The sequence below is a fragment of the Aquabacterium sp. OR-4 genome (assembly GCF_025290835.2).
GTDB lineage: Bacteria > Pseudomonadota > Gammaproteobacteria > Burkholderiales > Burkholderiaceae_C > Pseudaquabacterium.
In genome coordinates this window covers 255,471-278,752 of the sequence record NZ_JAOCQD020000003.1, presented here as the reverse complement: position 1 = coordinate 278,752, position 23,282 = coordinate 255,471, and the positions used below count along the sequence as shown (strand labels likewise).

The 23,282-nt window shown below is 73.3% G+C and carries 19 protein-coding genes; 17 read left to right on the top strand and 2 right to left on the bottom strand.

From position 1 onward, the window contains the following. Positions 1-42: 42 nt before the first annotated feature. The 5 genes from N4G63_RS23260 (at position 43) to N4G63_RS23240 (ending at position 6,391) form a co-directional block, all read left to right on the top strand. Complete coding sequence (locus tag N4G63_RS23260; RefSeq protein ID WP_260790005.1) at positions 43-930, top strand: LysR family transcriptional regulator; 888 nt, start codon at positions 43-45, stop codon at positions 928-930. A gap of 203 nt (positions 931-1,133) precedes the next feature. Beyond that, positions 1,134-1,748 (top strand): exopolysaccharide biosynthesis protein, encoded by a 615-nt coding sequence (locus N4G63_RS23255; protein WP_260790004.1) that lies wholly within the window; start codon positions 1,134-1,136, stop codon positions 1,746-1,748. 166 nt (positions 1,749-1,914) lie between these two features. After that, complete coding sequence (locus tag N4G63_RS23250; protein WP_314600376.1) at positions 1,915-4,770, top strand: ATP-binding protein; 2,856 nt, start codon at positions 1,915-1,917, stop codon at positions 4,768-4,770. A 119-nt stretch (positions 4,771-4,889) separates the two neighbouring features. Then, positions 4,890-5,807, top strand: a complete 918-nt coding sequence (locus N4G63_RS23245) for a LysR substrate-binding domain-containing protein (RefSeq protein WP_314600375.1) — start codon at positions 4,890-4,892, stop codon at positions 5,805-5,807. Continuing rightward, positions 5,807-6,391, top strand: a complete 585-nt coding sequence (locus N4G63_RS23240; protein WP_260790001.1) for a GNAT family N-acetyltransferase — start codon at positions 5,807-5,809, stop codon at positions 6,389-6,391. The genes N4G63_RS23245 and N4G63_RS23240 overlap by 1 nt, the downstream gene beginning before the upstream one ends. 51 nt (positions 6,392-6,442) lie before the next feature. Here N4G63_RS23240 and N4G63_RS23235 read toward each other — a convergent pair whose 3' ends face one another. Further along, on the bottom strand, positions 6,443-7,066 hold the full coding sequence (locus N4G63_RS23235; protein ID WP_260790000.1) for a PEP-CTERM sorting domain-containing protein: 624 nt from the start codon (positions 7,064-7,066) through the stop codon (positions 6,443-6,445). A 187-nt stretch (positions 7,067-7,253) separates the two neighbouring features. On the opposite strand from N4G63_RS23235, the gene N4G63_RS23230 reads away from it, so the two are divergent. The 11 genes from N4G63_RS23230 (at position 7,254) to N4G63_RS23180 (ending at position 21,341) form a co-directional block, all read left to right on the top strand. Then, on the top strand, positions 7,254-8,834 hold the full coding sequence (locus N4G63_RS23230; protein WP_260789999.1) for a DUF4331 domain-containing protein: 1,581 nt from the start codon (positions 7,254-7,256) through the stop codon (positions 8,832-8,834). Between the two features lie 103 nt (positions 8,835-8,937). Then, on the top strand, positions 8,938-9,210 hold the full coding sequence (locus N4G63_RS23225; RefSeq protein ID WP_260789998.1) for a hemin uptake protein HemP: 273 nt from the start codon (positions 8,938-8,940) through the stop codon (positions 9,208-9,210). 203 nt (positions 9,211-9,413) lie between these two features. Further along, positions 9,414-10,052 carry a hypothetical protein gene (locus N4G63_RS23220; protein ID WP_260789997.1) on the top strand — a complete coding sequence of 213 codons (639 nt, stop codon included), beginning with the start codon at positions 9,414-9,416 and terminating at the stop codon, positions 10,050-10,052. Between the two features lie 3 nt (positions 10,053-10,055). After that, positions 10,056-11,468: a DUF2325 domain-containing protein gene (locus N4G63_RS23215; protein ID WP_260789996.1), complete on the top strand. Its 1,413-nt coding sequence runs from the start codon at positions 10,056-10,058 to the stop codon at positions 11,466-11,468. 37 nt (positions 11,469-11,505) lie between these two features. Beyond that, positions 11,506-11,877: a hypothetical protein gene (locus N4G63_RS23210; RefSeq protein WP_314600374.1), complete on the top strand. Its 372-nt coding sequence runs from the start codon at positions 11,506-11,508 to the stop codon at positions 11,875-11,877. Positions 11,878-11,984: 107 nt separating this feature from the next. After that, positions 11,985-14,360, top strand: a complete 2,376-nt coding sequence (locus N4G63_RS23205; protein ID WP_260789994.1) for a TonB-dependent hemoglobin/transferrin/lactoferrin family receptor — start codon at positions 11,985-11,987, stop codon at positions 14,358-14,360. A 2-nt stretch (positions 14,361-14,362) separates the two neighbouring features. After that, entirely contained in the window at positions 14,363-18,580 is a 4,218-nt protein-coding gene (cobN, locus tag N4G63_RS23200; protein WP_260789993.1) for a cobaltochelatase subunit CobN, read from the top strand. Then, positions 18,577-19,104 carry a MotA/TolQ/ExbB proton channel family protein gene (locus N4G63_RS23195; protein ID WP_260789992.1) on the top strand — a complete coding sequence of 176 codons (528 nt, stop codon included), beginning with the start codon at positions 18,577-18,579 and terminating at the stop codon, positions 19,102-19,104. The genes cobN and N4G63_RS23195 overlap by 4 nt, the downstream gene beginning before the upstream one ends. Further along, positions 19,104-19,427 carry a DUF2149 domain-containing protein gene (locus N4G63_RS23190; protein ID WP_260789991.1) on the top strand — a complete coding sequence of 108 codons (324 nt, stop codon included), beginning with the start codon at positions 19,104-19,106 and terminating at the stop codon, positions 19,425-19,427. Before N4G63_RS23195 ends, N4G63_RS23190 begins: the two co-directional genes overlap by 1 nt. Further along, the gene (locus tag N4G63_RS23185) at positions 19,424-20,581 is read left to right on the top strand and encodes a ChaN family lipoprotein (RefSeq protein ID WP_314600373.1); all 1,158 of its coding nucleotides are present in this window, start codon (positions 19,424-19,426) and stop codon (positions 20,579-20,581) included. Before N4G63_RS23190 ends, N4G63_RS23185 begins: the two co-directional genes overlap by 4 nt. Positions 20,582-21,128: 547 nt before the next feature. Next, positions 21,129-21,341, top strand: a complete 213-nt coding sequence (locus tag N4G63_RS23180) for a hypothetical protein (protein ID WP_260789989.1) — start codon at positions 21,129-21,131, stop codon at positions 21,339-21,341. Between the two features lie 66 nt (positions 21,342-21,407). Here N4G63_RS23180 and N4G63_RS23175 read toward each other — a convergent pair whose 3' ends face one another. Continuing rightward, complete coding sequence (locus N4G63_RS23175; RefSeq protein ID WP_260789988.1) at positions 21,408-21,896, bottom strand: ferritin-like domain-containing protein; 489 nt, start codon at positions 21,894-21,896, stop codon at positions 21,408-21,410. Between the two features lie 475 nt (positions 21,897-22,371). Between N4G63_RS23175 and N4G63_RS23170 the strand changes: the two genes are divergently transcribed. Continuing rightward, a complete protein-coding gene (locus N4G63_RS23170; protein ID WP_314600372.1) occupies positions 22,372-23,277 on the top strand; it encodes a 2Fe-2S iron-sulfur cluster-binding protein in 906 nt (301 codons plus the stop codon). The last annotated feature ends 5 nt before the right edge of the window (positions 23,278-23,282 follow it).

Below are 23,282 nucleotides of genomic sequence, written 5' to 3'. Positions count from 1 at the left end.
GGAACGCCCCGACAGGCCCGACCAGCCCGATGCGCCGATGCCATGAACCTCAACTACCGCCATCTCTACTACTTCTGGCTGGTCACCAAGGAGGGTGGCTTCACCCGCGCGGCCGAGCGCCTGGACATGGCCGTGCAGACCATCAGCGCCCAGGTGCGCGAGCTCGAGAAGTCGCTCGGCCACCAGCTGCTCAAGCCGGCCGGCCGCGGCGTGGCGCTCACCGAGGCCGGCCAGGCGGCCTTTGCCCGCGCCGACGAGATCTTCCAGATCGGCCAGCGCATTGCCGACGATGTGCGCAGTGCCGCCACCGCGCCGGTGCAGCGCCTGGCCGTGGGCCTGGTGGACGGCATCTCCAAGCTGGCCGCGCATGCGCTGCTGGCGCCGGTGCTGGCCGCGCCGCGGCTGCGCCTGGTATGCCACGAGGGCGAGCAGGAGCAGCTGCTGGGCGAGCTGGCGCGCCACCACCTCGATCTGGTGCTGGCCGGCCAGGCCGCGCCGCCCAATCCCAACCTGCGCCTGGCCAGCGAGCGGCTGCAGGCCTCGCCGGTGCAGTGGCATGGCCCGGCCCACCTGGTGAAGGCGGCCGAGGTGAGCCGCTTTCCGCTGTGCCTGAACGAGCTGCCGGTGCTGCTGCCCACGGCGCATTCGCCGCTGCGACCGCGCCTGGAGCAATGGTTTGACAGCCACGGCCTGGCACCGCAGGTGGTGGGTGAGTTTGAAGACAGCGCGCTGCTGGCGCTGTTTGCCGCGCGCGGGCTCGGCGTGTTTCCGGTCAGTGCCGCGGGTGCCGAGGATGTGGCCATCACCCGCGGCCTGAAATGGCTGGGCGACAGCCCCGAGGTGCTGGAGGAGGTGCATGCCATCCGCACCCGGCGCGGGCAGCACCACCCGCTGGTGCAGCAGGTGATCGCCGCCGCGCGGCTGGGCTGACGCCGCCGCAGCGGGCCGCGGCAGCACGGCCACAAGCAGGTCGCGCCGCAGGCACACTTCGAATCCACCGAAGCCTCGCACACGAATCAACAGGTTCAATCGAGGCTTTCCCGCCGCCCGAGGCGCCCGCCCGTCACCGGCTCGTGCCACCGGCCGGCGCGCAGCGGGCGGGCTGTCATCCGCGACGGTCACACTGTCCAGCCATGCACCCACCCACCGCCTCGAGCCCACCGCCAGAGTCCTGCGAGCCGCCCGACGCGCCGCACGATCCCACGCTGGACGATTTGCTGCGCCTGCAGGGCCCGGCCAGCACACCCATGCTGCTGCTGGTGCTGGCCCTGCTGTGCGTGGTGCCGGTGGGCGGTGTGGGCACGGTGCTCAGCTGGGCCATCGCGCTGCTGGCACTGAACTGGGCGCGCGGTGCACCGCCGCGGCCGCTGCCGCCGCGGCTGGGCGGTTTTCGCCTGGGGCCGGTGTGGTCGCGCCGCGTGCTGCGTGCGCTGGACGGCGTGCGCTGGCTGCAGGGGCGGTGGTTCTGCGCCCGCCTGTCTTTGCTGTCGCACCCGCGCACGGCGCTGCTGTGGGCGCTGTGGATCGTGCTGATGGCCTTCATCATCTTTTTGCCGCTGCCGCTGGGCAATGTGCTGCCCGGCCTGAGCCTGGTGCTGCTGGCCTTGGGCTGGATGGCACGCGACGGGCTGGCACTGCTGCTGTCGGCCGTCAGCGGCGCCGGTGCCATTGCCATGCTGCTGTGGCTGGGTGACCTGGCCTTTGGCGCCGCGCATGGCCTGGGCCGCAGCCTCGGGTTGGGGATCTGAGCGGGGTTTAGGCAGTTCGTGACTTTGTGGGCCGCCCGGCGCGGCCCGCGCGTCAGCCGGTACGGGTACGCTCGGCGACCTGGGATGCCCCCGACAGGTTTTACCGGTGTTGCCTCGCCACGATCCGTCTTCGATACCGCAGGTGCCGGGCGCCGCGCCCGCGCCGGTGCCCGCCGTCCAGCTGCTGCCACGCGTGCTGGTGATGTTTGTCGGCGTGATGGCCGGCGCCTTGCTGCTGCTGGGGCTGTTGCAGTGGGCCTGGGGCGGCAACGCCGGGGGCGGGCGCTCGGACACCCTGCTGCGCATGGGCCTGATCATGGCGCTGGCGGCCGCCGGCGGCTGGCTGCTGCTGCTGCGCGGCCGGCCACGCAGCAGCAGCCTGGCGGTGCTGGGCGGGGCCTTGCTGGCGCTGGCCCAGCATGCCTGGTTCTCGGGCCTTGGGGTGCACATGGTCACGCTGTCGGGGGCCGCGCTGCTGCTGGCGGTGGCCGGTGCGGCGGCCGGCATGCGTGCGGCCAGCTGGCTGGCGCTGGCCTATGTGCTGGTGGTGGTGGCGCTCGACTGGGCTGAGCGCCAGGGCCGGCTGCCCGGTGCCGGCCTGCACGACGCCCTGGCCCAGGCCAACCGCCTGCTGGCCCATCTGCTGCTGGCGCTGGGTGGCTGGCTGGCCGCGCTGGCCCTGCACCGCGTGCTGGGCGGCGCGGTGCAGCAGATCGCGGTGGAGCGCGAACGCCTGGCCGATCTGCTGCGCATCGGCAGCGACTGGACCTGGGAGACCGATGCCCGCGGCCGCCCGACCTACCTGTCGCCATCGTTCGAGTCGCGCACCGGCCGCAGCGTGGCCGAGTTCATGCGCTGGGGCCAGCCCGGCGGGCCGCAGCTGATCGACGATGCCGATGCCCGCCTGCAGCGCGAAGACTTGCGCGCGCGCCGGCCGTTCCGCGACCGGGTCTTGAACTACCGCTGCACCGATGGCCACCTGCTGAGCACCAGCCACACCGGCGAGCCGCGCTTCGACGCCCGCGGCGAGCTGATCGGCTGGCGCGGCGTGGGCCGCGACATCAGCCGCGAGCGCGCACTGCAGCGCGAGCAGCAGCGCAGCCAGGCCATGCTCGACCGCCTGGTGCACATGAGCCCCGACCCGATCGTGGTGGCGCGGCTGAACGACGGCGCCATCCTGCTGGCCAATGCCGGCTTCGTGGCCTTCACCGGCCTGGACGATGCCGCGGTGCAGGGCCGCACCGGGCTCACGCTGGGCATCTGGCGCGACCCCGCCGAGCCGCTGCGCCTGCGCGAGGCCCTCAAGGCCACCGGCATCGTGCGCGACCTGCGCTCAGTGGCCTACACCGTGGACGGCCAGCCGCGCGACATGCTGCTGACCGCCGCCGCCTTCGACTGGCATGGCGACCGGGTGGCGGTGATCCATGCGCGCGACGTCACCGAGATCGACCGCGCGCGCCGCGAGGGCGACGCCATCCTCGACAACGCCAGCGTGGGCATCGCGCTGGTGCGCGAGCGCCGCTTCGAGCGCGTCAACCCGAAGTGGGGCGAGATCTTTGCGCTCGACCCGGCCGCACTGCTGGGCCAGAGCACCGCGCTGATGTTTGCCGACGCCCAGCGCCACGCCAGCTTTGCCGACTACAGCGACTCGCTGCAGGCGCGCGACGGCCAGCTCGACATCGAGCGCGAGCTGCGCCTGCGCGATGGCCGCAGCATCACCGTGCATCTGCGCGCCCGCCCGGTGGATGCGGCACGCCCGCGCGAAGGCGGCAGCATCTGGGTGGCCGAAGACATCACCGAGCGCCAGCGCGTGGCGCGCGAGCTGGCCGAAGCCAAGCTGCAGGCCGACGCCGCCAGCCAGGCCAAGAGCGCCTTCCTGGCCACCATGAGCCACGAGATCCGCACGCCGCTGAACGGTGTGCTGGGCCTGGCGCGCCTGCTGCAGACGCCCGGCCTCGACGAGGCGCGGCGCCGCGAGTACCTGAGCCACATGGTGGATGCGGCCGAGCAGCTCACCGGCATCGTCAGCGACGTGCTCGACCTGTCGAAGATCGAGGCCGGCCACCTCGAGCTCGAGAACATCGAGTTCGGCCTGCACGGCCTGGTGACCAGCACCTTCCGCAGCTTTGCCGCGCTGGGCCGCGAGCGCGGGCTGCAGATGCACTGCCGCATTGGCACCGGCGTGCCGCAGCTGGTGCGCGGCGACCCGGTGCGGGTGCGGCAGATCCTGTCGAACTACCTGTCGAACGCGCTCAAGTTCACCCCGCGCGGCAGCATCGCGCTGGAGGTTTCGGCCCTGGTGCCCGACCGGGTGCGCTTTGTCGTGCGCGACAGCGGGCCCGGCGTCTCGGCCGCGCTGCGCGAGCGCCTGTTCAAGCCCTTTGCGCAGGCCGACAGCTCGACCACGCGGCGCTTCGGCGGCACCGGCCTGGGCCTGTCGATCTGCCGGCAGCTGGCCACGCGCATGGGCGGCGAGGTGGGCGTGCACGGCCATGGCACGCAGGGCAGCAGCTTCTGGGCCGAACTGCCGTTGCCGCCGGCCTTCGGCAGCGACGACGACCTGCTGCGCAGCGACGCGGCCAGCCAGCTGCTGGCCGGCCAGCGCATCCTGGTGGCCGAGGACAACCCGGTCAACATGCTGATCGTCAGCGCCCTGCTCGAACGACTGGGCGCCCAGGTGCTGGCCGCCGACAACGGCGAGGCCGCGGTGAACCTGGCCCGCGAGCACGCCACCACGCTGCACGCCGTGCTGATGGACCTGCACATGCCGGGCATCGACGGCCTGGCCGCCACGCGCCTGCTGCGTGCCGATGCCCGCACCGCGGCGCTGCCGGTGATCGCGCTGTCGGCGGCGGTGCTCGAGCACGAGCGCCGGCAGGTGGTGGCCGCCGGCATGAACGGCTTCGTGGCCAAGCCGGTGGGCGAGGCCGAGCTGCTGCGCGTGCTGCTGCCGCTGCGCCAGGCAGCCGCCGGCGGGGCCAGCACCACCACCGCGCCGCCGGGCCTGCACGCGGCTGGTTGAGTGGCTGGTTGAGTGGCCGGCAAAAAGCCGGTTGGGGCCCGCCGGGCTGGCGCCGGCCGGCGTGCGGCGTTCGCGCCGGATGCCGAGCGCTGGCAGCGGCATGCCGCAGAATCGCCGCCATGCATTTTGATCTGGTCGACCTCCGCCTGATGGTTCGCGTGGCCGAATCCAACAGCCTCACCCGCGGCGCCGAAAGCAGCCACATGTCGCTGCCCGCGGCCAGCACGCGCATCAAGAACCTCGAGGAGAGCATCGGCGCCAAGCTGCTCTACCGCACCAGCCAGGGCGTCACGCTCACGCCACCGGGCCAGGCCTTCGTGCACCATGCGCGGCAGGTGCTGGGCCAGATCGAGCACCTGCGTGGCGACATGCAGGAGTACGCCAAGGGCATCAAGGGCCATCTGCGGGTGTTTGCCAACACCACGGCGCTGGGCGAGTTTCTGCCGCCGGTGCTGCGCAGCTACCTGCGCACCCACCCGGATGTGAACATCGACCTGCGCGAGCGCCTCAGCCACGACATCGTGCGCGCGGTCAGCGAGGGCCAGACCGACATCGGCATCGTGGCCGGCCATGTGCGCACCGAGAACCTGCAGACCATCGCCTACCGCCAGGACCGCCTGGTGCTGGTGGTGCCGGCCGGCCATGCGCTGGCCGAGGCGGCGCAGGCCGACGGCGTGCCCTTCGAGCAGACGCTCGACCTCGACCACATCGGCCTGCACGAGAGCAGCGCCATCCATGCCTTCCTGCGCCAGGTCTGCGACGGCCTGCACCGCCACCTGCGCCTGCGCATCCAGGTGGGCAACTTCGAGGCCGCCTGCCGCATGGTCGAGGCCGCCGTGGGCGTGGGCATCCTGCCCGAATCGGCGGCGCGCCGGCATGCGCAGGCCATGGCCATCCGCATCGTGCCGCTCAGCGACGCCTGGGCCGTGCGCGCCATGCATGTGTGCGTGCGCAACCTCGAGGCGCTGCCGATGTTTGCGCGCGATCTGGTCGATCTGCTGGTAGCTGACGCGGCCCAGGCCGCCCGGCCCGCGTGATGCTGCGCCTGCGCCCGGCCGGCGCCGCCGATGCCGGCCGCGTGGCCGAGCTGCTGATCGACACGCGCCGCGCGTTCATGCCCTATGCGCCGCTGGCCCATGCCGAGCTCGATCTTCGGCACTGGGTGGCCCGGGTGCTGGTGCCGGCGGGCGGGGTGGTGCTGGCCGAGCTGGCGGGGCCCGGCCAGGGCTGTGGCCAGGGCGGCGTGCAAGGCCACGGCCAGGGCCACGGGCCGGTTGCGGCACCGGCCGGCAGCGCGGGCGCCCCACCCGCCACGGTGCTGGCGATGATGGCCACCGAGGCCGCGGCGCCGGCGCACTGGATCACGCAGATGGCGGTCGATCCGGCCTGGGTCGGGCGTGGCATCGGCACCCGCCTGCTGCAGCACGCGCTGGCCAGTCTGGCGCCACCGATCCGGCTGTACTGCTTTCAGGCCAACACCGGTGCGCGGCGCTGGTACGAGCGGCATGGCTTCGTGGCCATCGCCTTCAGTGACGGGCAGGACAACGAGGAGCATTGCCCCGATGTGCTGTACGAGCACGCCGGCGGCCCGGCCGCAGCGCGGGCGGGCCCGCTCACCTGACAGGGTGTGCCCGAAATGCGAAGCTGAGCGCCGGCCACGGCCGAAAAACGCTCAGCCCCTGATCGGTTGGCCCCGGCTGCGCAGCCCCAGCATGGCGCACAGCGCCAGACCGGTCAGCAGCAGGCTGGCCGGCTCGGGCACGCTGTAGACCAGCAGGCCCGACTCGCGGTAGTTGTCGCTGCCGCCGGCGGCGGGGTCGAAGTCGACGAAGGCCAGGCCGTAGCCGCGCACGTCGGCCAACAGGCCGCTGCCGCCAGTGATCGTGTAGTCGAGGCTGAACTGGCCGCCCTGCGTGAGGATGGCCGCATCGCTGACCGTGCCGCTCACCAGGCCCACCAGCGTGGACGCCAGGTCGGTGGTGCTGAACTCGAACTGGCCGCTCAGCATCTGCGTCAGGTGGTCCAGCGTGAACAGCACCGTGCTCACGGCCGGCGCCGGCAGGCCCAGGGCCGGATCGAGCAGGCCGTCGAGGCCGCCCACCCAGCCACCGGTGCCGGCCTGCGCGTCGAACACCGACACGTTGCCGCTGCCGCCGATCGGCGCGAACTGCAGCAGCGGCGCGGCCTGCGCCTGGGCGGTGGCCAGCAGGGCGGTGGCCAGCGTCGCGGCGGCCAGGCCAGCGGTGCGGGCGGTGCGGGCGGTGCCGCAGGGGCGGGGGGCAAGAGGCAGTGACATGGGTGTCTCCGTGGTCGGGGCGGGTAAGGCAGCTACGGCCGGGCCGGCCGGCCGGATGCGCCCGGTGCACGCGTCCCCCACGTTCTTGGGGGGCCGCACTGCGCGCCGCATCCGCGCGCTGCCGGGGGACGTAAGCAGCGCAGCCGCATCGCAGCCCGCGACGGCCTTGTCCGGAGGAATCATCACCATGCACCGAAACCGTTCTGGCGCCTCGCGCCTGCCGCGCCCGCAGCGCCTGGCCCAAGCCACCTGGCTGGCCACCGGCCTGGCCCTGGCCGGTCTGGGCACGGCCCAGGCCTCGAGCCACCGCGAGGCCCCGTTCATCACCACCGCGCCCAAGGTGGATGGCACCGACTTCTACATGTTCCGCAGCTACGAGCCGGGCCGCAGCGGCTATGTCACGCTGATCGCCAACTACCAGCCGCTGCAGGATGCCTATGGCGGCCCCAACTACTTTGCGATGGACGCCAATGCGCTGTACGAGATCCACATCGACAACAACGGCGACGCCAGGGAAGACCTGAGCTTCCAGTTCCGCTTCAGCAACAGCCTGGCCGGCGGCGGCGCCGGCATCACGCTGCCGGTGGGCGGCAAGAACATCGGCATTCCGCTGGTGCAGGCCGGCAGCATCGTCAACCGCGGCGACGGCAACATCAACGTGGCCGAGCGCTTCAGCGTCAGCCTGGTGCGCGGTGACCGCCGCACCGGCACGCCGCTGCCGCTCACCCAGGCCGGCAGCGGCGCCACCAGCTTTGCCAAGCCCATCGACCACATCGGCCACAAGACCCTGCCCGACTACGCCGCCTATGCCGCGCAGCATGTCTACACCGTGGCCATGCCCGGCTGCGTGCAGCCGGCGCGGCTGTTCGTGGGCCAGCGCCAGGACGGCTTTGCGGTCAACCTGGGTGCCATCTTCGATCTGGTGAACGCCCCGGTGGCGGTGATCACCAACCCGGCGTTGATCAATGCCGCGCCCAACACCATCGGCGACAAGAACGTCACCTCGCTGGCCCTCGAGGTGCACAAGGACTGCCTGCGCGCCGGCCCCGACGGCGATGCGGTGATCGGCGGCTGGACCACTGCCAGCCTGCGCCAGGCCGTGCTGCTGAACCCCACGCCGCCGGCCGGCCATGCCACCACCGCCAAGCCCGGCGGGCCCTGGGTGCAGGTGTCGCGCCTGGGCATGCCCCTGGTCAACGAGGTGGTCATCGGCCTGAAGGACAAGGACCGCTTCAACGGCTCGGTGCCCGCCAGCGACGGCCAGTTTGCCGACTACGTGACCCACCCGTCGCTGCCCAAGCTGCTGGAGATCGCGCTGGGCCTGCCCGGCGTGGCGCCCACCAACTACCCGCGCACCGATCTGGTGGGCACCTTCCTCACCGGCATCGGCGGGCTGAACCAGCCGCGCGCCGTGGTGGCCAGCGAGATGCTGCGGCTCAACACCGGCATCGAGCCGGTGGCCTTTGCGCAGCAGAACCGGCTGGGCGTGGTGGGCAACATCCTGGCCGGCGGCACCGATTTCGCAGGCTTCCCCAACGGCCGGCGGCCCAAGGACGACGTGGTCGACATCGCCCTGGTGGCGGTGATGGGCGGCCTGTGCGTGGCCAACGGCAACGGCAATGCCCTGGGCCTTGGCGCGGCCTGCAAGCCGGCCGCGGTGCCGCTGGGCAACACCGCGCTGGCCCTGCACGACGCGGTGGACCAGGCCGTGGTGCCGCTGCTGCCGGGCTTTCCGTACCTGGCCACGCCGCTGCCGGGCAGCCGCTGAGCCTGCAGGCCGCCGGGCCCGCCCGGCGGCCTGGCATGCCAAAAGCCACTTGCGGTATGTGGTTAATACTGGATGAGAAGTATTCGCATTTAGTATCCACCCCATGCCGACCCCCAACGCCCCTCCGCCCCGCCGCTTCGACCCCCAGCCCGTGGCTGCGCACAGCATGCCGCCCAGCCGGCTGGCCGAACGTGCGGCCGAGACCCTGCCGGCCCACGCCGACGGCCTGCACACCCCATCGGCCCATGACCCGGCGCTGCCCTGCTGGCCCAGCCAGGAGCTGCTGGGCCGCGGCGTCGAGGCGCTGATCCGCCATGGCGACGCGACCTACCGCCTGCGCCTCACCCGCCAGGGCAAGCTGATCCTCACCAAGTAGGCGGCCCGGCGCGGCCGGCGAGCTGCCGGTGCCGCGCCATGGCTCACCCTCCCTGTAACGCCGTCCGTTCCAGCGCTTCAATCCAGCCCATCCACCACGAACGCCCGCGCCGCTGCCAGCCACCGCCCGCTTGCCGCGCCTGCGTCCAATCAGCCTGATCACCCGGCCCACACGGCCCGGGCCGGGCTGCCGGGAGTTCGTTCATGCCGTCACGCCCCTTCGCCCTGGCCCCGTCCGGTGCCGCCCAGCCATCGGCCCAGGCCGCTGCGGTGCCGCCGGCGGCCGCCCAGCCAACGGCCACCAGCGCGCAGCATGCCCGCCCGGCGCCGGTGCGCCTGATGCAGCGCGGCGCGCCGGTGCGACCGGCCATGCCCCAACCCGACGGCGCATTGGCGCGCAGCGGCGCCCGGCCGCAGCGCCTGCAGCCGGCGCCCTGGCCGGCCATCACCCAGCCCGGCCATGCCGACCGCCGCGCCGCGGTGGAGCGCGACGCGCTGCCCGATGTGCTGCTGGCCGTGCACCAGCGCGCCTGGCCGCTCAGCCTGGGCTGGCCCACCCGCGACGGCTGGTGCCAGTGCCACACCACGCTGACCCAGGTGCAGCCGGTGATCGGCGGCTGGTGGCTGCAATGGCACCAGGGTGCGCTGCTGCTGCCCGACGAGCTGATGGGCCAGGCCTGGCGCCTGTCGCGCCAGCGGCGTGATGGGCTCGACCAGCACCTGATGGTCACCGACGCGCTGGGCCGGCCCACGCTGCTGCTGGGCATGGCCGCGCAGGCCGGCGCCCTGCACTGCGGCTGGCAATGTCTGCTCGACGAACTGGCGCCCTGGCCGCCTGCCTGAACCATGTGCCAAATCCGCCCCACCCTGCAGGCCGGCGTGCTGGCCGCGATCAACGCGCCGGCGGCCGGGCTCTCGGCATTGCCCTCGGGCACGCTGGCGCCCCAGGCGCTGCCGCCCTTTGCACTGGCCACAGCCGGTGGCGGGCGCGAGGCACCTGCCCCGCTGACCCCGCTGACCCCGCTGACCCCGCAGGCCCTGCCCACCGAGCTGCGCGCCCCCGGCTCGCGCCGCCGCCGCCTGTGGGAGCTGGACAGCCACGCCTTCTGCCCGGTGATCGGCGTGTGCCTGCCGATCGATGCCGTGCGCCAACTGGTGCAGCGCGAGTACGGCGACAGCACGCCGGCCGACGACTACGAGCTGCACTGCGAAGCCATTGCCGCCAGCAAGCGCCGCTCGGCCCTGGCCGAGCGCCTGCAGCAGGCGCTGGACGAACGTTATGCCGATGCGCTGCGCACGGTGCGCGGCTGCAAGAGCACCGAGGCGCTGGCCGCCCACTGGCGCGAGGCGCTGGCCGGTGACGGCGTGGCCGGCGCGCTGTGGGCCACGCTCACCCATGCCCGCTGCGACGCGCTGCTCGAGGAGCAGGTGCTGCACGACGTGCACATGCTGCAGCACCAGTGGGGCGCCGCCGAGCGCGCCGACCGCCGCCGCCTGCGCGAGCTGCAGGTGGCGCACGAGCGCCTGCAGCAGACCCAGGCCGCGCTGCACGCCCGCCAGGCCGAGCAGCTGCGCCAGCAGGCGGTGCGCCTGGAGCAGATGCAGGCCAGCCTGGTGCAGCTGCGCGGCGAGCTGCTGGGCCGCGACACGCGCATCGAGCAGCTCGAGGAAACCCTGCTGCTGGCCCGCCAGGCCGCCCCCGATCTGGCGCCGCGGCGCGAGCTGCAGGCCCAGGTGCTGCAGCTGCGCGAGCGCCTGGTCGGGCTGGATCGCGCGCTGCGCCAGGCCCGGCTGGCCGCCGCCCGGCCGGCGCCGGCCACGCCCGCCGATGCCGGCAGCGCCCAGGCCGCTGCAGCCCAGGCGGCCGCCAACCCCTTGCAGCAGCCGCTGCCCTGGCCGGTATTGGCCCAGCGCTCGGTGCTGTGCGTGGGCGGGCGCAGCCGCGCGGTGCCGGTGTACCGCCATGTGATCGAGGGCGAGGGCGCGCGTTTTGCCCACCACGACGGCGGCAACGAGCACAGCCCGGCCCAGCTCGACGCCCACCTGGCCGCGGCCGATCTGGTGATCTGCCAGACCGGCTGCATCAGCCACGACGCCTACTGGCGCGTCAAGTCGCACTGCAAGCGCACCGGCAAGCCCTGCCTGTTTGTCGAGCAGCCCAGCCGCAGCGGCCTGCAGCGCGCGCTCGGCCTGGGCCGGCCGGGCGCCGAGGCCGGCCCCGCCAGCCCGCCGCTGGCCGCCCCGCTGGCCGTGCGCTGACACGCCGGCCGTACCCATTTTTCTGGAGATCCACCGCATGAACCCCAGCAACGAACGCCCCGATGCGGCCGAGGCCGACCTCGACGACGAGCTGCCCCTGCCCTGCCCGCATGCGCTGATCGCCGGCACCCTGGCGCTGATGACCACCTGGGCCGACCCCGCCCCCGGCACGGCCCTGGACGTGGCCAGCCTGCGCTCGCTGCTGGCGCGCAAGGTGGTGTCCAACCTGTTCTTCCTGGCCGAGCACCCGGCCTTGTCCGACGCCATGCGCCAGGTGATGGCCCAGGCGCGTGAACGCTGGCAGGGTCTGGCCCGCGGCGAACCCTGCGCCCAGGCCGGCTGCCTGGCCAACGTGGCCAGCGTGACCGGCGCCGCCAACACCCCCACCCCCCCCAGCCGCTGGCACTGAGCCCGGACGTGCAAGACCGGAAGGTCTTGCACGCCTGGCGAAGGACTGGCCGCCATGCGAGCGGCCAGCGTGCAAACCCTCTACCTTTTTTGAAGCAGTTCCCCACCGTGTTGTCCCACCGCGCCCCGCCAGCTTTTCGCCAGTCGATCCACCCCCAGGCGCCGTCGGCGCTGCGTCCCACCCTGCTGGCCGGCCTGCTGGCCGCCAGTGCGGCGGCCTCGGCGCAGCAGCAGTCGCCCACGCCGCCCGCAACGCCGGCCGCCGAGGCCACGGCGCGTGGCCCCGAGGTGGTGCTGCCGCGCATCGTCACCACCGCCACCCGCATCGAGGCCAACGACGACGCGGTGCCGGCCACGGTGAGCACGCGCGAGGCGCGCGACATCGCCCGCAGCGGCGCCACCGACCTGAAGAGCCTGTTCGACGACGAGCCCGGCATTGCGGTGCGGCGCCCGCCGGCGCGCATGTCGGCGGTGTTCAGTGCCGCCGGGCGCGGCGGCAACGAGGGCATCAATGTGCGCGGCCTCGAGGGCAACCAGGTGCTGCTGCAGGTCGATGGCGTGCGCCTGCCGATGTTCTACGAAAGCGGGCCCTACGTGGCCGGCCGCGGCGACTACCTCGACATCGAGGGCAGCAAGCGCGTGGAACTGCTGCGCGGCCCCTCGTCGGCCTCATATGGCTCCGACGGCCTGGCCGGCGCGGTGAGCTTTCTCACCAAGGATCCCGCCGACCTGCTGACGCTGGGCCAGCCCAGCCAGGCCAGCCTGAAGCTGGGCTACAGCTCGGCCAGCCGCGAATGGCTGGCCGTGCCCTCGTTCGCGATGCGCCAGGGCGAGGGCGCCGGCGCCTGGCAGGCCCTGGTGCTGGCCAGCCTGCGCCGCGGCCACGAGATCGACAACCGCGGCGACCGCGACACGCGCAACGCCCAGTCCACCGTGCCCAACCCGCAGGACCGGCAAAGCGACTACGTGCTGGGCAAGCTGCTGTACACGCTGGATGCGCGCCACCAGCTCAAGCTCACCCTCGAGCACCTGGACCGGCGCAACAGCACCGACCCGATCTACACCGTGGTGGGCATGCAGTTCGTCAATGCCAACGTGATCGATGCACGGGCCACCGAGCATGTCACGCGCAGCCTGGGCAAGCTCGACTGGGTCTACACCGACCTGCGCAACCCCTGGGTGCAGCGCCTGTCGGCCTGGGTCTACGGCCAGGACACCGCCAACCACCAGTTCGGCCAGGAGCGCTACACCAGCCCGCCGGCCGCCTGGGCGCGCCGCACCCGCGACACCACCTATGGCGAACGCACGCTGGGCACCGGCCTGCAGGGCGAAAGCACCTTCGGCGGCGCGGCCGTGGCCCACCGCGTGGTGTGGGGCGCCGACTACTCCGACGCGCGCATCACCTCGCTCAAGGAAGGCGCGCACTTTGCCGCCGATGGCAGCCTGATCACCAGCGGCAGCGCCAGCGCAGCCGCCACGCTGCCCAACCAGAGCTTCCCCGATTCCGACTACCGCCAGTTCGGCGCCTTTGCGCAAGACGAGGTGGCCATCGGCGCCTGGCGCATCACGCCCTCGCTGCGCTTTGACCGCTACGAGATCGACCCCGACACCGGCAACCCGCTGTACACCCGCAACAACAGCGTGACGCCCACGCGCCTGTCCAGCCAGGCGGTGTCGCCGCGGCTGGGCGTGGTGTGGCAGTGGCAGCCGCTGCTGCAGCCCTATGCGCAGGTGGCGCGCGGCTTTCGCACGCCCACGCCCTGGCAGATCAATGGCGGCGTCAGCAACAGCACCGCCAACCCGCCCTACCGCAGCATCGGCAACCCCGACCTGAAGCCCGAGCACAGCCAGTCCTTCGAGCTGGGCCTGCGCGGCCGCGACGGTGCGCTGCGCTGGGGGCTGGCGCTGTTCAAGTCGCGCTACCGCGACTTCATCGTCGGCAACACCGACGTCACCGCCACCACCACGGTGCCGCTGGATGCCGGCATGGCCAGCACCACGCGCACCTTCCAGAGCGTGAACGCGGCGCGCGCCGAGATCCAGGGCTTCGAGCTGCAGGGCGAATGGCGCTTTGCGCCCGGCTGGGCGGTGGAGGCGCGCTACGCCCACGCCCGCGGCGACCAGTTTGCGGTGGATGGCAGCAGCAGCCCGCTGTCCACCATCGAGCCCGACAAGGGCACGCTGGCGCTGCGCTACGAGCGCAAGAACGCCTTCGGCGGCGAGCTGCTGCTGGTCGGCCAGAAGAGCCAGCACCGGCCCTACGCCAGCGGCCTGTACATCCCGGCCGGCTACATCACCGCCGACCTGTCGGCCTGGTGGCAGCTCAGCCGGCACTGGGAGCTCAACGCCAATCTGCAGAACATCGGCGACGTCAAGTACATGAACTGGGCCGATGTGCGCGGCATCACCAGCACCACGACGGTGGCCGATGCCTACTCGCAGCCCGGGCGCCACCTGAACCTCAGCGCGCGCTACCAGTTCTGAGCATGCGCCCGCCCCACCGCCGCGCGCCCGGGCGCTGGCCACTGCTGCGCTGGCCACCCTTGCGCTGGCCGCTGCTGCGCTGGCTGCTGCTGGCGGCCCTGCCCTGGCTGCTGGTGATGCTGTGCCTGGCGCGGCCGGTGCAGGCTGCGCCAGGCGCACCCGCACCCGCGCCCGTCACGTTGGCCGGCGCGCCGGGCGGCGTGCTGCTGCTCACCACCAGCCCGTCGCCGCCGGGCCGCTTCGTCGCGCTGGTGCAGCAGGCCCAGGCCATGGGCCTGCCGCTGCGCGCCGAGTTCGTGGAAAAGCTGCCGGCCGAGGCGCTGAACCCGCGGCTGTGGCAGGGCACGCGCCTGGTGCTGATCGATGCGCCGCGCCAGCACATCGAGGACTTCGTGCGCGGCAAGCTGGGCGCCGCCCTGCCGGCGCTGCAGCCGCTGCCGCATGTGTGGCTGGCCACCGCCGCACCCAAGGCCGGCGGCGGGCTCGACGCCGAGCTGGCGCGGCGCCTGCACGGCTACTTCGTGCAGGGTGGCAAGGCCAACACCGAGCACCTGCTGCGCAGCCTGGCCGCGCATCTGGCGGGGCGGGACTGGCGTGCCCTGCCGCCGCCGCAGGTGTTTCCAACGGCCGGCCTCTACCACCCGGCGCTGGCCCAGACCGTGGTGGCCACGCCAGCCGAGTGGTTGGCCGCGCGCGGCATCGACCCCGCCCGCCGCCCGCCCACCGTGGGCATCGTGTTCCACCCCGGCAGCATTGCCGCGCAGCAGACCGGCTTCATCGACGACCTGGTGCAGCGCATCGAGGCCGCCGGCGCCGTGGCCCTGCCCTTCTACACCCCGGTGATGGACCCCGACGCGCTGCGCCGCATGGTCACCGTCAACGGCCAGCCGGTGGTCGAGGCCCTGGTCAACACCCAGATCACGCTCAACCCCGAGGGCCGGCGCCAGGAGCTGGCGGCACTCGGCGTGCCGGTGATCCAGGCCATGGCCTGGCGCCGCGGCAGCGAGGCGCAGTGGGCCGCCGATCCCCAGGGCGTGCCGCTGATCGACGTGCCCTTCTACCTGGCCCAGGCCGAGTACGCCGGCATCACCGACATCCAGGTGGCCATGGCCACGCGAGCGGGCGACGAGGCGGTGGTGCCGATTGCCGCGCAGGCCGCCGCGGTGGCCGCCAAGGCGCTGAACCTGGCCACGCTGCGGCGCCTGCCACCGGCCGACAAGCGCGTGGCGATCTTCTTCTGGAACTACCCGGCCGGCGAGAAGAACCTCTCGGCCAGCTTCATGAACCTGCCGCGCTCCCTGAGCGGCACGCTGGCCGCGCTGCAGGGCGCCGGCTACCGCACCGAGGCCCTGGCCGAGGCGCCGCTCACCGCCGCGCTGCAGCGCCTGCTGGCGCCCGGCTACCGCCCGCCCGACGACCGCGCCGTGCTGCAGCAGCTGCTGCGCGACGGCCTGGCCGAGCGCCTGCCCGTGGCCGACTACCGGCGCTGGCTGGCCGGCCTGCCGCCCAGCGTGGGCGATGCACTGCGCGCGCGCTGGGGCGAGCCGGAACGCAGCACCATGGTGCTGCGCGACCCCGCCATTGACGCTGGCGCGCCGTTCTTCGTGATCCCGCGGCTGCGCCTGGGCCAGGTGAGCCTGCTGCCGCAGCCCGGCCGCGACGAGCGCGGGTCGGACAAGGAAAAGTCGATCTACCACTCCAGCAGCGCCCTGCCCACCCACCACTACCTGGCGGTGTACCTGTGGGCGCGCCAGGCCTTTGGCGCGCAGGCCCTGGTGCACTACGGCACGCATGGCACGCAGGAGTGGCTGCCGGGCAAGGAGCGCGGCCTGTCGGTGTTTGACTGGCCGATGCTGGCGGTAGGCGACACGCCGGTGATCTACCCCTACATCGTCGACAACATCGGCGAGGCCACGCAGGCCAAGCGGCGTGGCCGCGCGGTGATCCTGAGCCACCAGACACCGCCGCTGGTGCCCGCCGGCCTGCACGACAAGCTGACCCGCCTGCACGACCTGCTGCACCAGTGGCTGGCGCAAGACGGCGGCGGCGTGAAGGAGCAGCTGCGCGCCGAATTTCTGGCCGGCGTGCGCGCCGAGCGCATCCAGCTCGATATGGGCTGGAGCGAGGCGCGCATCGCGGCCGACTTTGCCGGCTTCGTGGCCGCCGTGCACGACCACCTGCACGAGCTGGCGCTGACCGTGCAGCCGATGGGCCTGCACACCTTTGGCCAGGGCGCCGACGAGCGCTGGCGCGTGGCCCAGGTGCTCACGATGCTGGGCCAGGATTTCTGGCAGGGCGTGGCCGACCCCGCCAACCCTTCCGAAGAAGCCGACGAGCTGCTGGTGGTCGACCACACCCGCCTCACCGAGAGCAAGCCCTACCGCCTGCTGGCCGCCCACCTGCGCGATGGCACCGACATCCCCCAGCTGCCGCCGGCCGCGCGCGAGAAGCTGAAACAGGCGCGTCAGTGGTACCAGGATCTGGGCGCCCAGAACGAGCAGCGTGCGCTGCTGGCCGCGCTGGATGGCCGCCACATCCCCACCAGCTATGGCGGCGACCCGATCAAGAACCCCGACGCCCTGCCCACCGGCCGCAACCTGTACGGCTTCGACCCCAGCCGCGTGCCCACGCCCGCGGCCTGGGCGGCCGGCCAGCAGGCCATGGACGCGCTGATCGCCACGCACCGCGCCAAGACCGGGCGCATGCTGGCCAAGACCACGCTGACGCTCTGGTCGGTGGAGACCATGCGCCACTTCGGCCTGCTCGAGGCGCAGGCACTGTGGGCGCTGGGCGTCGAGCCGCAATGGGACGCCGGCGGCCGCGTCACCGGCGTCAAGCTGATCCCGCGCGAACGCCTGGGCCGGCCGCGGGTGGACGTGGTGCTGTCGGCCACCGGCCTGTACCGCGACCACTTTCCCAATGTGATGAAGCAGCTGGCCGAAGCCGCGCGCCTGGCCGCGCAGGACACGGCCGCCAGCGCCGAGGCCGACAACCCGGTGGCCGCCAATGCGCGCCGCATCAGCGCCAACCTGCAGCGCCAGGGCGTGCCCGCGGCCGAGGCCCAGCTGGCCGGCGCCACGCGCATCTTCGCCAGCGAATCGGGCCGCTACGGCACCGGCCTGGACGACGCTGCACTGGCCACCGACACCTGGAAGACCCAAGGCGAAGGCGACCGCAAGCTGGCCGAGCTGTACCTGCGCCGCATGCAGTTTGCCTACGGGCCCGATGAATCGCGCTGGGGCCAGGCCGGTGTGTCCACCGCCGGCGCGCTCAACCTCTATGCCGAGCACCTGCGCGGCACCGAGGCGGCGGTGCTGTCGCGCAGCAGCAACCTCTACGGCCTGCTGACCACCGACGACCCCTTCCAGTACCTGGGCGGCATCGGCCTGGCGGTGCGCCACCTCGATGGCGCGGCGCCCGAGCTGTATGTCAGCAACCTGCGCGGCAATGGCGCGGGCAGCGCCCGCGTGGAAGGCGCGGCCCAGTTCCTGGCCAAGGAGCTGGCCACGCGCAACTTCCACCCCGGCCACATCCAGGGCCTGATGGCCGAGGGCTATGCCGGCACGCTGGCGGTGCTGGACGGCATCAACAACTTCGCCGGCTGGCAGAGCGTGGCGCGCGAGGTGGTGCGCCACGACCAGTGGCAGGAGTTCATGGATGTGTACGTGCGCGACAAGCACCAGCTCGGCCTGCAGCGCTGGTTTGCGCAGCACAACCCGCACGCGCTGGCGCAAAGCATCGAGCGCATGCTCGAGGCCGCGCGCCTGGGCCAGTGGCAGGCCAGCGCCGCCAGCGTGGCCGAGCTGAAGGCCCGCTACAACGAGCTGGCCCAGGCCCACCAGGTGCGCAGCGACAACGCCAGCTTCCGCGCCTACGTGGCCGCGGGCTTCGGCACGGCGGCGCCGGCACCGGCGCAGGCAGCCGCGCCCGGCGCCACACCGGCCGCGACGCGCCCGGCCGATGCGCCCGCCCCTCACGCTCCGACCGCGCCGCCGCAGCCCCCACCCGCCCCGCCACCGCAGGCCACCGCCCCGGTGCAGGGCCTGCGGCTCGAGCGCGTGCCGCCCAAGGCGCCCGACAGCCCGGCGCCGCTGGCCCCGGCCGCACTGGCGCTGCTGGCGCTGGCCATGGCCGGTGGCGCCTGGCAGGCCCGCCGCCGCAGCCCCGCGCGCGCCAGCGCAGCTCCCATCCTGAACCTGTTGTCACCCGCCCAGCCATGAGCCAGACCCTCGAACTCACCATGTACACCGTGGCGCAGCTGTTCCTGCTGCCCACCCTGCTGCTGATCAGCCTGCTGTTTCTCTACGCCTTCTGGGTGCTGGGCGCCTTTGCGATGGACGCCTGGCGCCGCCGCGACAGCGCCCACGGCGGCGGCCGGCCGCTGGCCGCGCTGCACCGCGCCGCCGGCCCGATGGGCCTGGACGAAGACGCACTGGACCTCGCCGCGCACAAGCTGATGGAAGGCCCGCGCATCGCCAGCCGCATCACGCCGCTGCTGGGCCTGGTGGCCACCATGATCCCGATGGGCCCGGCACTCGAGGGCCTGTCCAAGGGCAACCTGGCCCAGGTGTCGCAGAACCTGGGCGTGGCCTTCTCGGCGGTGATCCTGGCGCTCATCGCCGCGGCCATCACCTTCTGGGTGGCCAACGTGCGCCGGCGCTGGCTGGCCGAGGAGATGCTGGAGATCCTGGGCCGCCGCCGCGCCATGGCCAGCAGCACCGGCAGCACCGGCGGAGTGGCGTGATGGCGCTCAAGCTGCTGCACGAAGCCGAGAACGACGACCCCATCCTGTCGGTGGTCAACCTGATCGACATCTTCCTGGTCATCATTGCCGCCTTGCTGATCACCGTGGCGCAGAACCCGCTGCTCAGCCAGATCGGCCGGCGCGACGTGACCGTGATCACCGACGCCGGAAAACCCGGCATGGAGATCGTGGTGAAGAAGGGCGAGAAGGTCGAGCACTACAAGGCCAGCGGCCAGATCGGCAGCGGCGACGGCGACAAGGCCGGCGTGGCCTACCGCATGAAGGACGGCAGCATCGTCTACGTGCCCGAGGTGGCGCCATGAGGCCGCACGCCCCCCGCCCGGGCCCGCGGCCGCTGCACGCCCAGGCCCTGGCTGCGGCCTGGGCGGTGGCGGGCGCCGCCACGCTGGGCCTGGCCGGCTGTGCGCTGAACCCGGTGCCCGGCCCCGGCCCCGGCCAAAGCGCCAATGCCAATGCCAGCACCCACCCCACGCGCCCGGATGACGGCGCCAGCGGCATCGACCTGGCCACCGGCGAGCGCCTGACGCGCAGCGCGCTGCTGGCCCGCCTGGCCCAGGCCGACATCGTGCTGCTGGGCGAGCTGCACGACAACGTCGCCCACCACGCCCAGCGCGGCGCCTGGCTGGCCCAGCTGGCGGCGCAACCCGGCCTGCGGCCGGTGGTGGTGGCCGAGCACCTGATGCGCGGCCTGCCGGTGGCCGCCACGGCTGCCACGACCACCCCCGCACCGGCCACCGCAACCGCCCCGGCCCCGGCCCCGGCCCCGGCTCCAGCCCCTGCGCAGGCCACGCTGGCCACGCTGGAGGCCGGCGGCTTCGACCCCAAGGGCTGGGCCTGGCCACGCCACCAGCCGCTGTTCGAGCCGCTGCTGGCGGCCGGCCTGCCGCTGCGCGGCGGCAACCTGCCACGCGACGAGGTGCGGCGCATTGCCCGCGAAGGCGAAGCGGCCTGGCCGGCCGATCTGGCCGGGCCGCTGCGCCAGGCCCCGCTGGCCGCCGCGGCCCAGGACACGCTCGACCGCAGCCTGCTCGACAGCCACTGCGGCATGCTGCCGGCCGCGCGGGTGCCGGCCATGCGCGCGGCGCAGCGCGCACGCGACGCCGCCATGGCCCAGGCCCTGCTGCAGGCCCATGCCCAGGGTGCACGCCCGGCCGTGCTGCTGGCCGGCAACGGCCATGTGCGCCAGGATTACGGCGTGCCGCAGCTGCTGGCCGTGTGGGCACCCCGGCTGCGTGTGCTGAGCGTGGCCATGCTGGAGGCGCCGCCCGCCACGCAGCAGGCCGCCACCACCCATCTGGCCTGGGTGAGCGCCGCCACGCCCGGGCGCGGCGACCCCTGCGCGGGCATGCAGGCGGCCGGCATGCCATCCGCGCCCTCGGCGACATCCCTGCCCGCGGCGCCCCCGGCGCCAGCCAGCACGGCGCCGGCCTCCGCGGCCGCGGGGAGCCGGCCATGAGCGCGCTCAGCCTGCGCCGCCGCAGCTTGCGCCTGGGCCGGGCGGGCAGTGGCTGGTCGTGCCCCTGCTGCGTGGTCGCCGCACCCGAGCCGGCCGCCGCCGCCGATGCCGACGCCGCCCGCCGGCACCAGCCGTTTCGCCCGGCCGCGCTGCGGCGCCTGCAAGCGCTGGAACAGGCGCAGGCCGCGCATGGGCCGGCAGCGCAGCCGCCCGGCCAAAGGCCCGGCCAGAAGCCCGGCGAAAGGCCCGGCGAAAAGCCCGGCCTCGAACCCGGCCGCCGGCGCCGGCGCTGAGCCGGCCTGCCAGCCTGCCAGCCGGCAACGCCAGGCCAGACCGGGCCGCGTGAGGTCAGGTCAAGTCGGGTGACTGGCCGGGCCATGCAGGCCGCCTCGGCAAGCGGTCAAAACGCACGGCCAATGGGCGTTCGGCCCCTGGCTGGCGCGGGGCCGGCCGGCCGCACGCGGCGTGATGGGTTCAAGATGGGCCAAGAACTGGCACGCCGCTTGCTGCCACTGTGCAACCCGTTGTCACCATCCCGGACCACGCCATGACCGCCGTTACCCTCGCCACCAGCGACGCGCGTTTCGAGCTTCGCTTCGGCTCGCTGTTCGACCCCGGCCGCGCCTACGCCTTTCCCTGTGATGCCCGCGGCCAGGTGCCGCTCGATCACCTGCCCCAGCCGCAACGCCAGAGCTTTCTGCGCGTGATGCAGCTGGTGGGCCGGGAGTTCGGCGCGCCCGTGGTGGCGCCGGCGGTGTAGGCCGTGGTGGTGCCGGCGGTGTAGGCCGCCGCGGCGCGCACGTTCACCCGCTGGCGGGCCTGGCGCTCACGCGGCGCCGCCCTGCAGCGGCAGCGGCTGGCCGGCGCGGTGCAGGCCCAGCCAGCGCTGCAGCTCGGTCACATGCTGGGTTTCCTCGGCCACGAACGCCTGCGCAAAGCGGCGGATCTCGGAGTCGGTGGCGGTCTCGAGGATCTGCTGGTAGTAGGCCAGGCCGGCCGATTCGGCGGCCAGCGCCACCTCCAGCGCCTCGCCGCAGCCCAGCAGCGGATCGGCGGCCCAGATCGCTGCGGTCTCGGGGCTCTCGATGTCGGGCCACTGGTAGTCGTCGGCGCGCAGCTCGGGCACCTCGCGAAAGCCGGCGCGGGCGCGGGCCTCGGCCAGGTGCAGGCGCGAGAAGTGCGCCAGCCGGTCAAACAGCTGGCCGGCCTCGCGGTTGCCGCTGGTCTGCATGGCATCGGCCAGCTGCTCGAAGCGGCGCGCCGCCTCCTGCTCGAGGCGGATGGTGTGGGCCAGAAAGGTCTCGACGGTGTCCATGGGGGGTGGCTCCGATGCAGGTCGTGGCGGGCGTGCGGGCCGGGCGTCGGCTGCCCGCCAAATGCGACAGCCGCAGCGCGCGCGCCGATGGCCGCCTGCCGTGTCGTGTGGCAAATCCGACAAGCGGCGCACCACCCGCCGCTGCCGTGGCGCCCGGGTGGCCATGGCAAGCACGAGCCGAGCCGCGCGCGGCAGCACCCGCAGCCGGCTTGATGCGGCGCAAGCCCGGGCCATGCCGGCACCCCAACAGGCCAACTGAGCGGCCCGGTACAGCGCCCGGCGTTGATGCCCGTCAAGGCCGGCGACACGCGGCAGGCCTTGCCCGCGCGGGCGCCACCGGGCCGCCGCACCAGCGCGGTGCCGGCCAGCCTGCGCAGGGCGCGGCGGCCGGCCGGCCGCGCCGGGCCTGTGCGGCGCAAGGCACGGCAGTTGCGCTGCACGAGTTCCCTCAATCCCGTTCACAGGAGGCCGCACCATGGCCAATGTCACTTTCTCTTCACCCCTGATGCCGCGCGACGTCACCGTCTACGCCGTGGCCGGCGAGCGCGGCACGCTGCTGGCGCTGGCCAAGGCGCACCACATCCCGATCCCCTTCGACTGCCAGGACGGCGAGTGCGGTTCCTGCCTGGTGCAGGTCAGGCACTACCGTGCCGGCGTGCGCTACGGCGTGGCGCTGACCGAGAAGGAAAAGGAGGTGCTCAAGCAGCTGGGCAAGATCACCAAGCAGGAGATCATGGACGCCGAGGTCAACGACATGCCGCCGCGCCACCGCCTGGCCTGCCAGTGCTTTGTGCGCGACGAGGACATCGCGGTCGAGTTCGAAGGCGATGTCACGCTGCCGATGAAGGGCCCGGCGCTGTCGATTGCCGCGGCCATCTACAAGGGCGGCGTGGGCATCCGCACGCTCGACCAGTTCCTGAGCTACGCCGTGAAGGTGGAAGAAGACGCCGCGATCCACTTCGAGCAGCTGGCCCAGGCCATGGGCGAGGCCGGCAATGCCGACGTGGCGGCGCTGTTTGCGCAGCTGGCCGGCTATTCACGCCTGCACCTGGACGAAGCCAAGGCCAAGTGCACGCGCTACCAGGCCGTGCTCGAGCTGCCCGCCAGCTCGGCCTGGCCCGACAACACCACGCCCGAGAAGACCACGCTGTGGGAAGGCGACCCCGCGCTGCGCCGGCTGGACGCCCTGAAGGCCGCGCTGCAGGGCGAGCGCCGCGGCTACGAGTTCTATTACGCCATCGCCCACACCACCAAGGACGAGCAGATCCGGGCCGTGGCCAAGGAGTTCGTCAAGGAGGAAGCCGAGCACGTCGAGAAGCTCAAGCAGTGGATCGCGCAGGAGGAAGCCACCGTGCGCCGCGCCGCCGTGCCGGTGGCCTGAGCGCC

Excerpts from the sequence above, each read along its gene's own strand:
- N4G63_RS23210 (WP_314600374.1), top strand. The coding sequence starts at position 11,506 with ATGAACCCCAGCAACGAACGCCCCGATGCGGCCGAGGCCGACCTCGAC.
- cobN (WP_260789993.1), top strand. The coding sequence starts at position 14,363 with ATGCGCCCGCCCCACCGCCGCGCGCCCGGGCGCTGGCCACTGCTGCGC.
- N4G63_RS23170 (WP_314600372.1), top strand. The coding sequence starts at position 22,372 with ATGGCCAATGTCACTTTCTCTTCACCCCTGATGCCGCGCGACGTCACC.
- N4G63_RS23185 (WP_314600373.1), top strand. The coding sequence starts at position 19,424 with ATGAGGCCGCACGCCCCCCGCCCGGGCCCGCGGCCGCTGCACGCCCAG.
- N4G63_RS23260 (WP_260790005.1), top strand. The coding sequence starts at position 43 with ATGAACCTCAACTACCGCCATCTCTACTACTTCTGGCTGGTCACCAAG.
- N4G63_RS23225 (WP_260789998.1), top strand. The coding sequence starts at position 8,938 with ATGCCGACCCCCAACGCCCCTCCGCCCCGCCGCTTCGACCCCCAGCCC.
- N4G63_RS23175 (WP_260789988.1), bottom strand. The coding sequence starts at position 21,896 with ATGGACACCGTCGAGACCTTTCTGGCCCACACCATCCGCCTCGAGCAG.
- N4G63_RS23240 (WP_260790001.1), top strand. The coding sequence starts at position 5,807 with ATGCTGCGCCTGCGCCCGGCCGGCGCCGCCGATGCCGGCCGCGTGGCC.
- N4G63_RS23195 (WP_260789992.1), top strand. The coding sequence starts at position 18,577 with ATGAGCCAGACCCTCGAACTCACCATGTACACCGTGGCGCAGCTGTTC.
- N4G63_RS23190 (WP_260789991.1), top strand. The coding sequence starts at position 19,104 with ATGGCGCTCAAGCTGCTGCACGAAGCCGAGAACGACGACCCCATCCTG.
- N4G63_RS23220 (WP_260789997.1), top strand. The coding sequence starts at position 9,414 with ATGCCGTCACGCCCCTTCGCCCTGGCCCCGTCCGGTGCCGCCCAGCCA.
- N4G63_RS23255 (WP_260790004.1), top strand. The coding sequence starts at position 1,134 with ATGCACCCACCCACCGCCTCGAGCCCACCGCCAGAGTCCTGCGAGCCG.
- N4G63_RS23230 (WP_260789999.1), top strand. The coding sequence starts at position 7,254 with ATGCACCGAAACCGTTCTGGCGCCTCGCGCCTGCCGCGCCCGCAGCGC.
- N4G63_RS23180 (WP_260789989.1), top strand. The coding sequence starts at position 21,129 with ATGACCGCCGTTACCCTCGCCACCAGCGACGCGCGTTTCGAGCTTCGC.
- N4G63_RS23215 (WP_260789996.1), top strand. The coding sequence starts at position 10,056 with ATGTGCCAAATCCGCCCCACCCTGCAGGCCGGCGTGCTGGCCGCGATC.
- N4G63_RS23235 (WP_260790000.1), bottom strand. The coding sequence starts at position 7,066 with ATGTCACTGCCTCTTGCCCCCCGCCCCTGCGGCACCGCCCGCACCGCC.
- N4G63_RS23245 (WP_314600375.1), top strand. The coding sequence starts at position 4,890 with ATGCATTTTGATCTGGTCGACCTCCGCCTGATGGTTCGCGTGGCCGAA.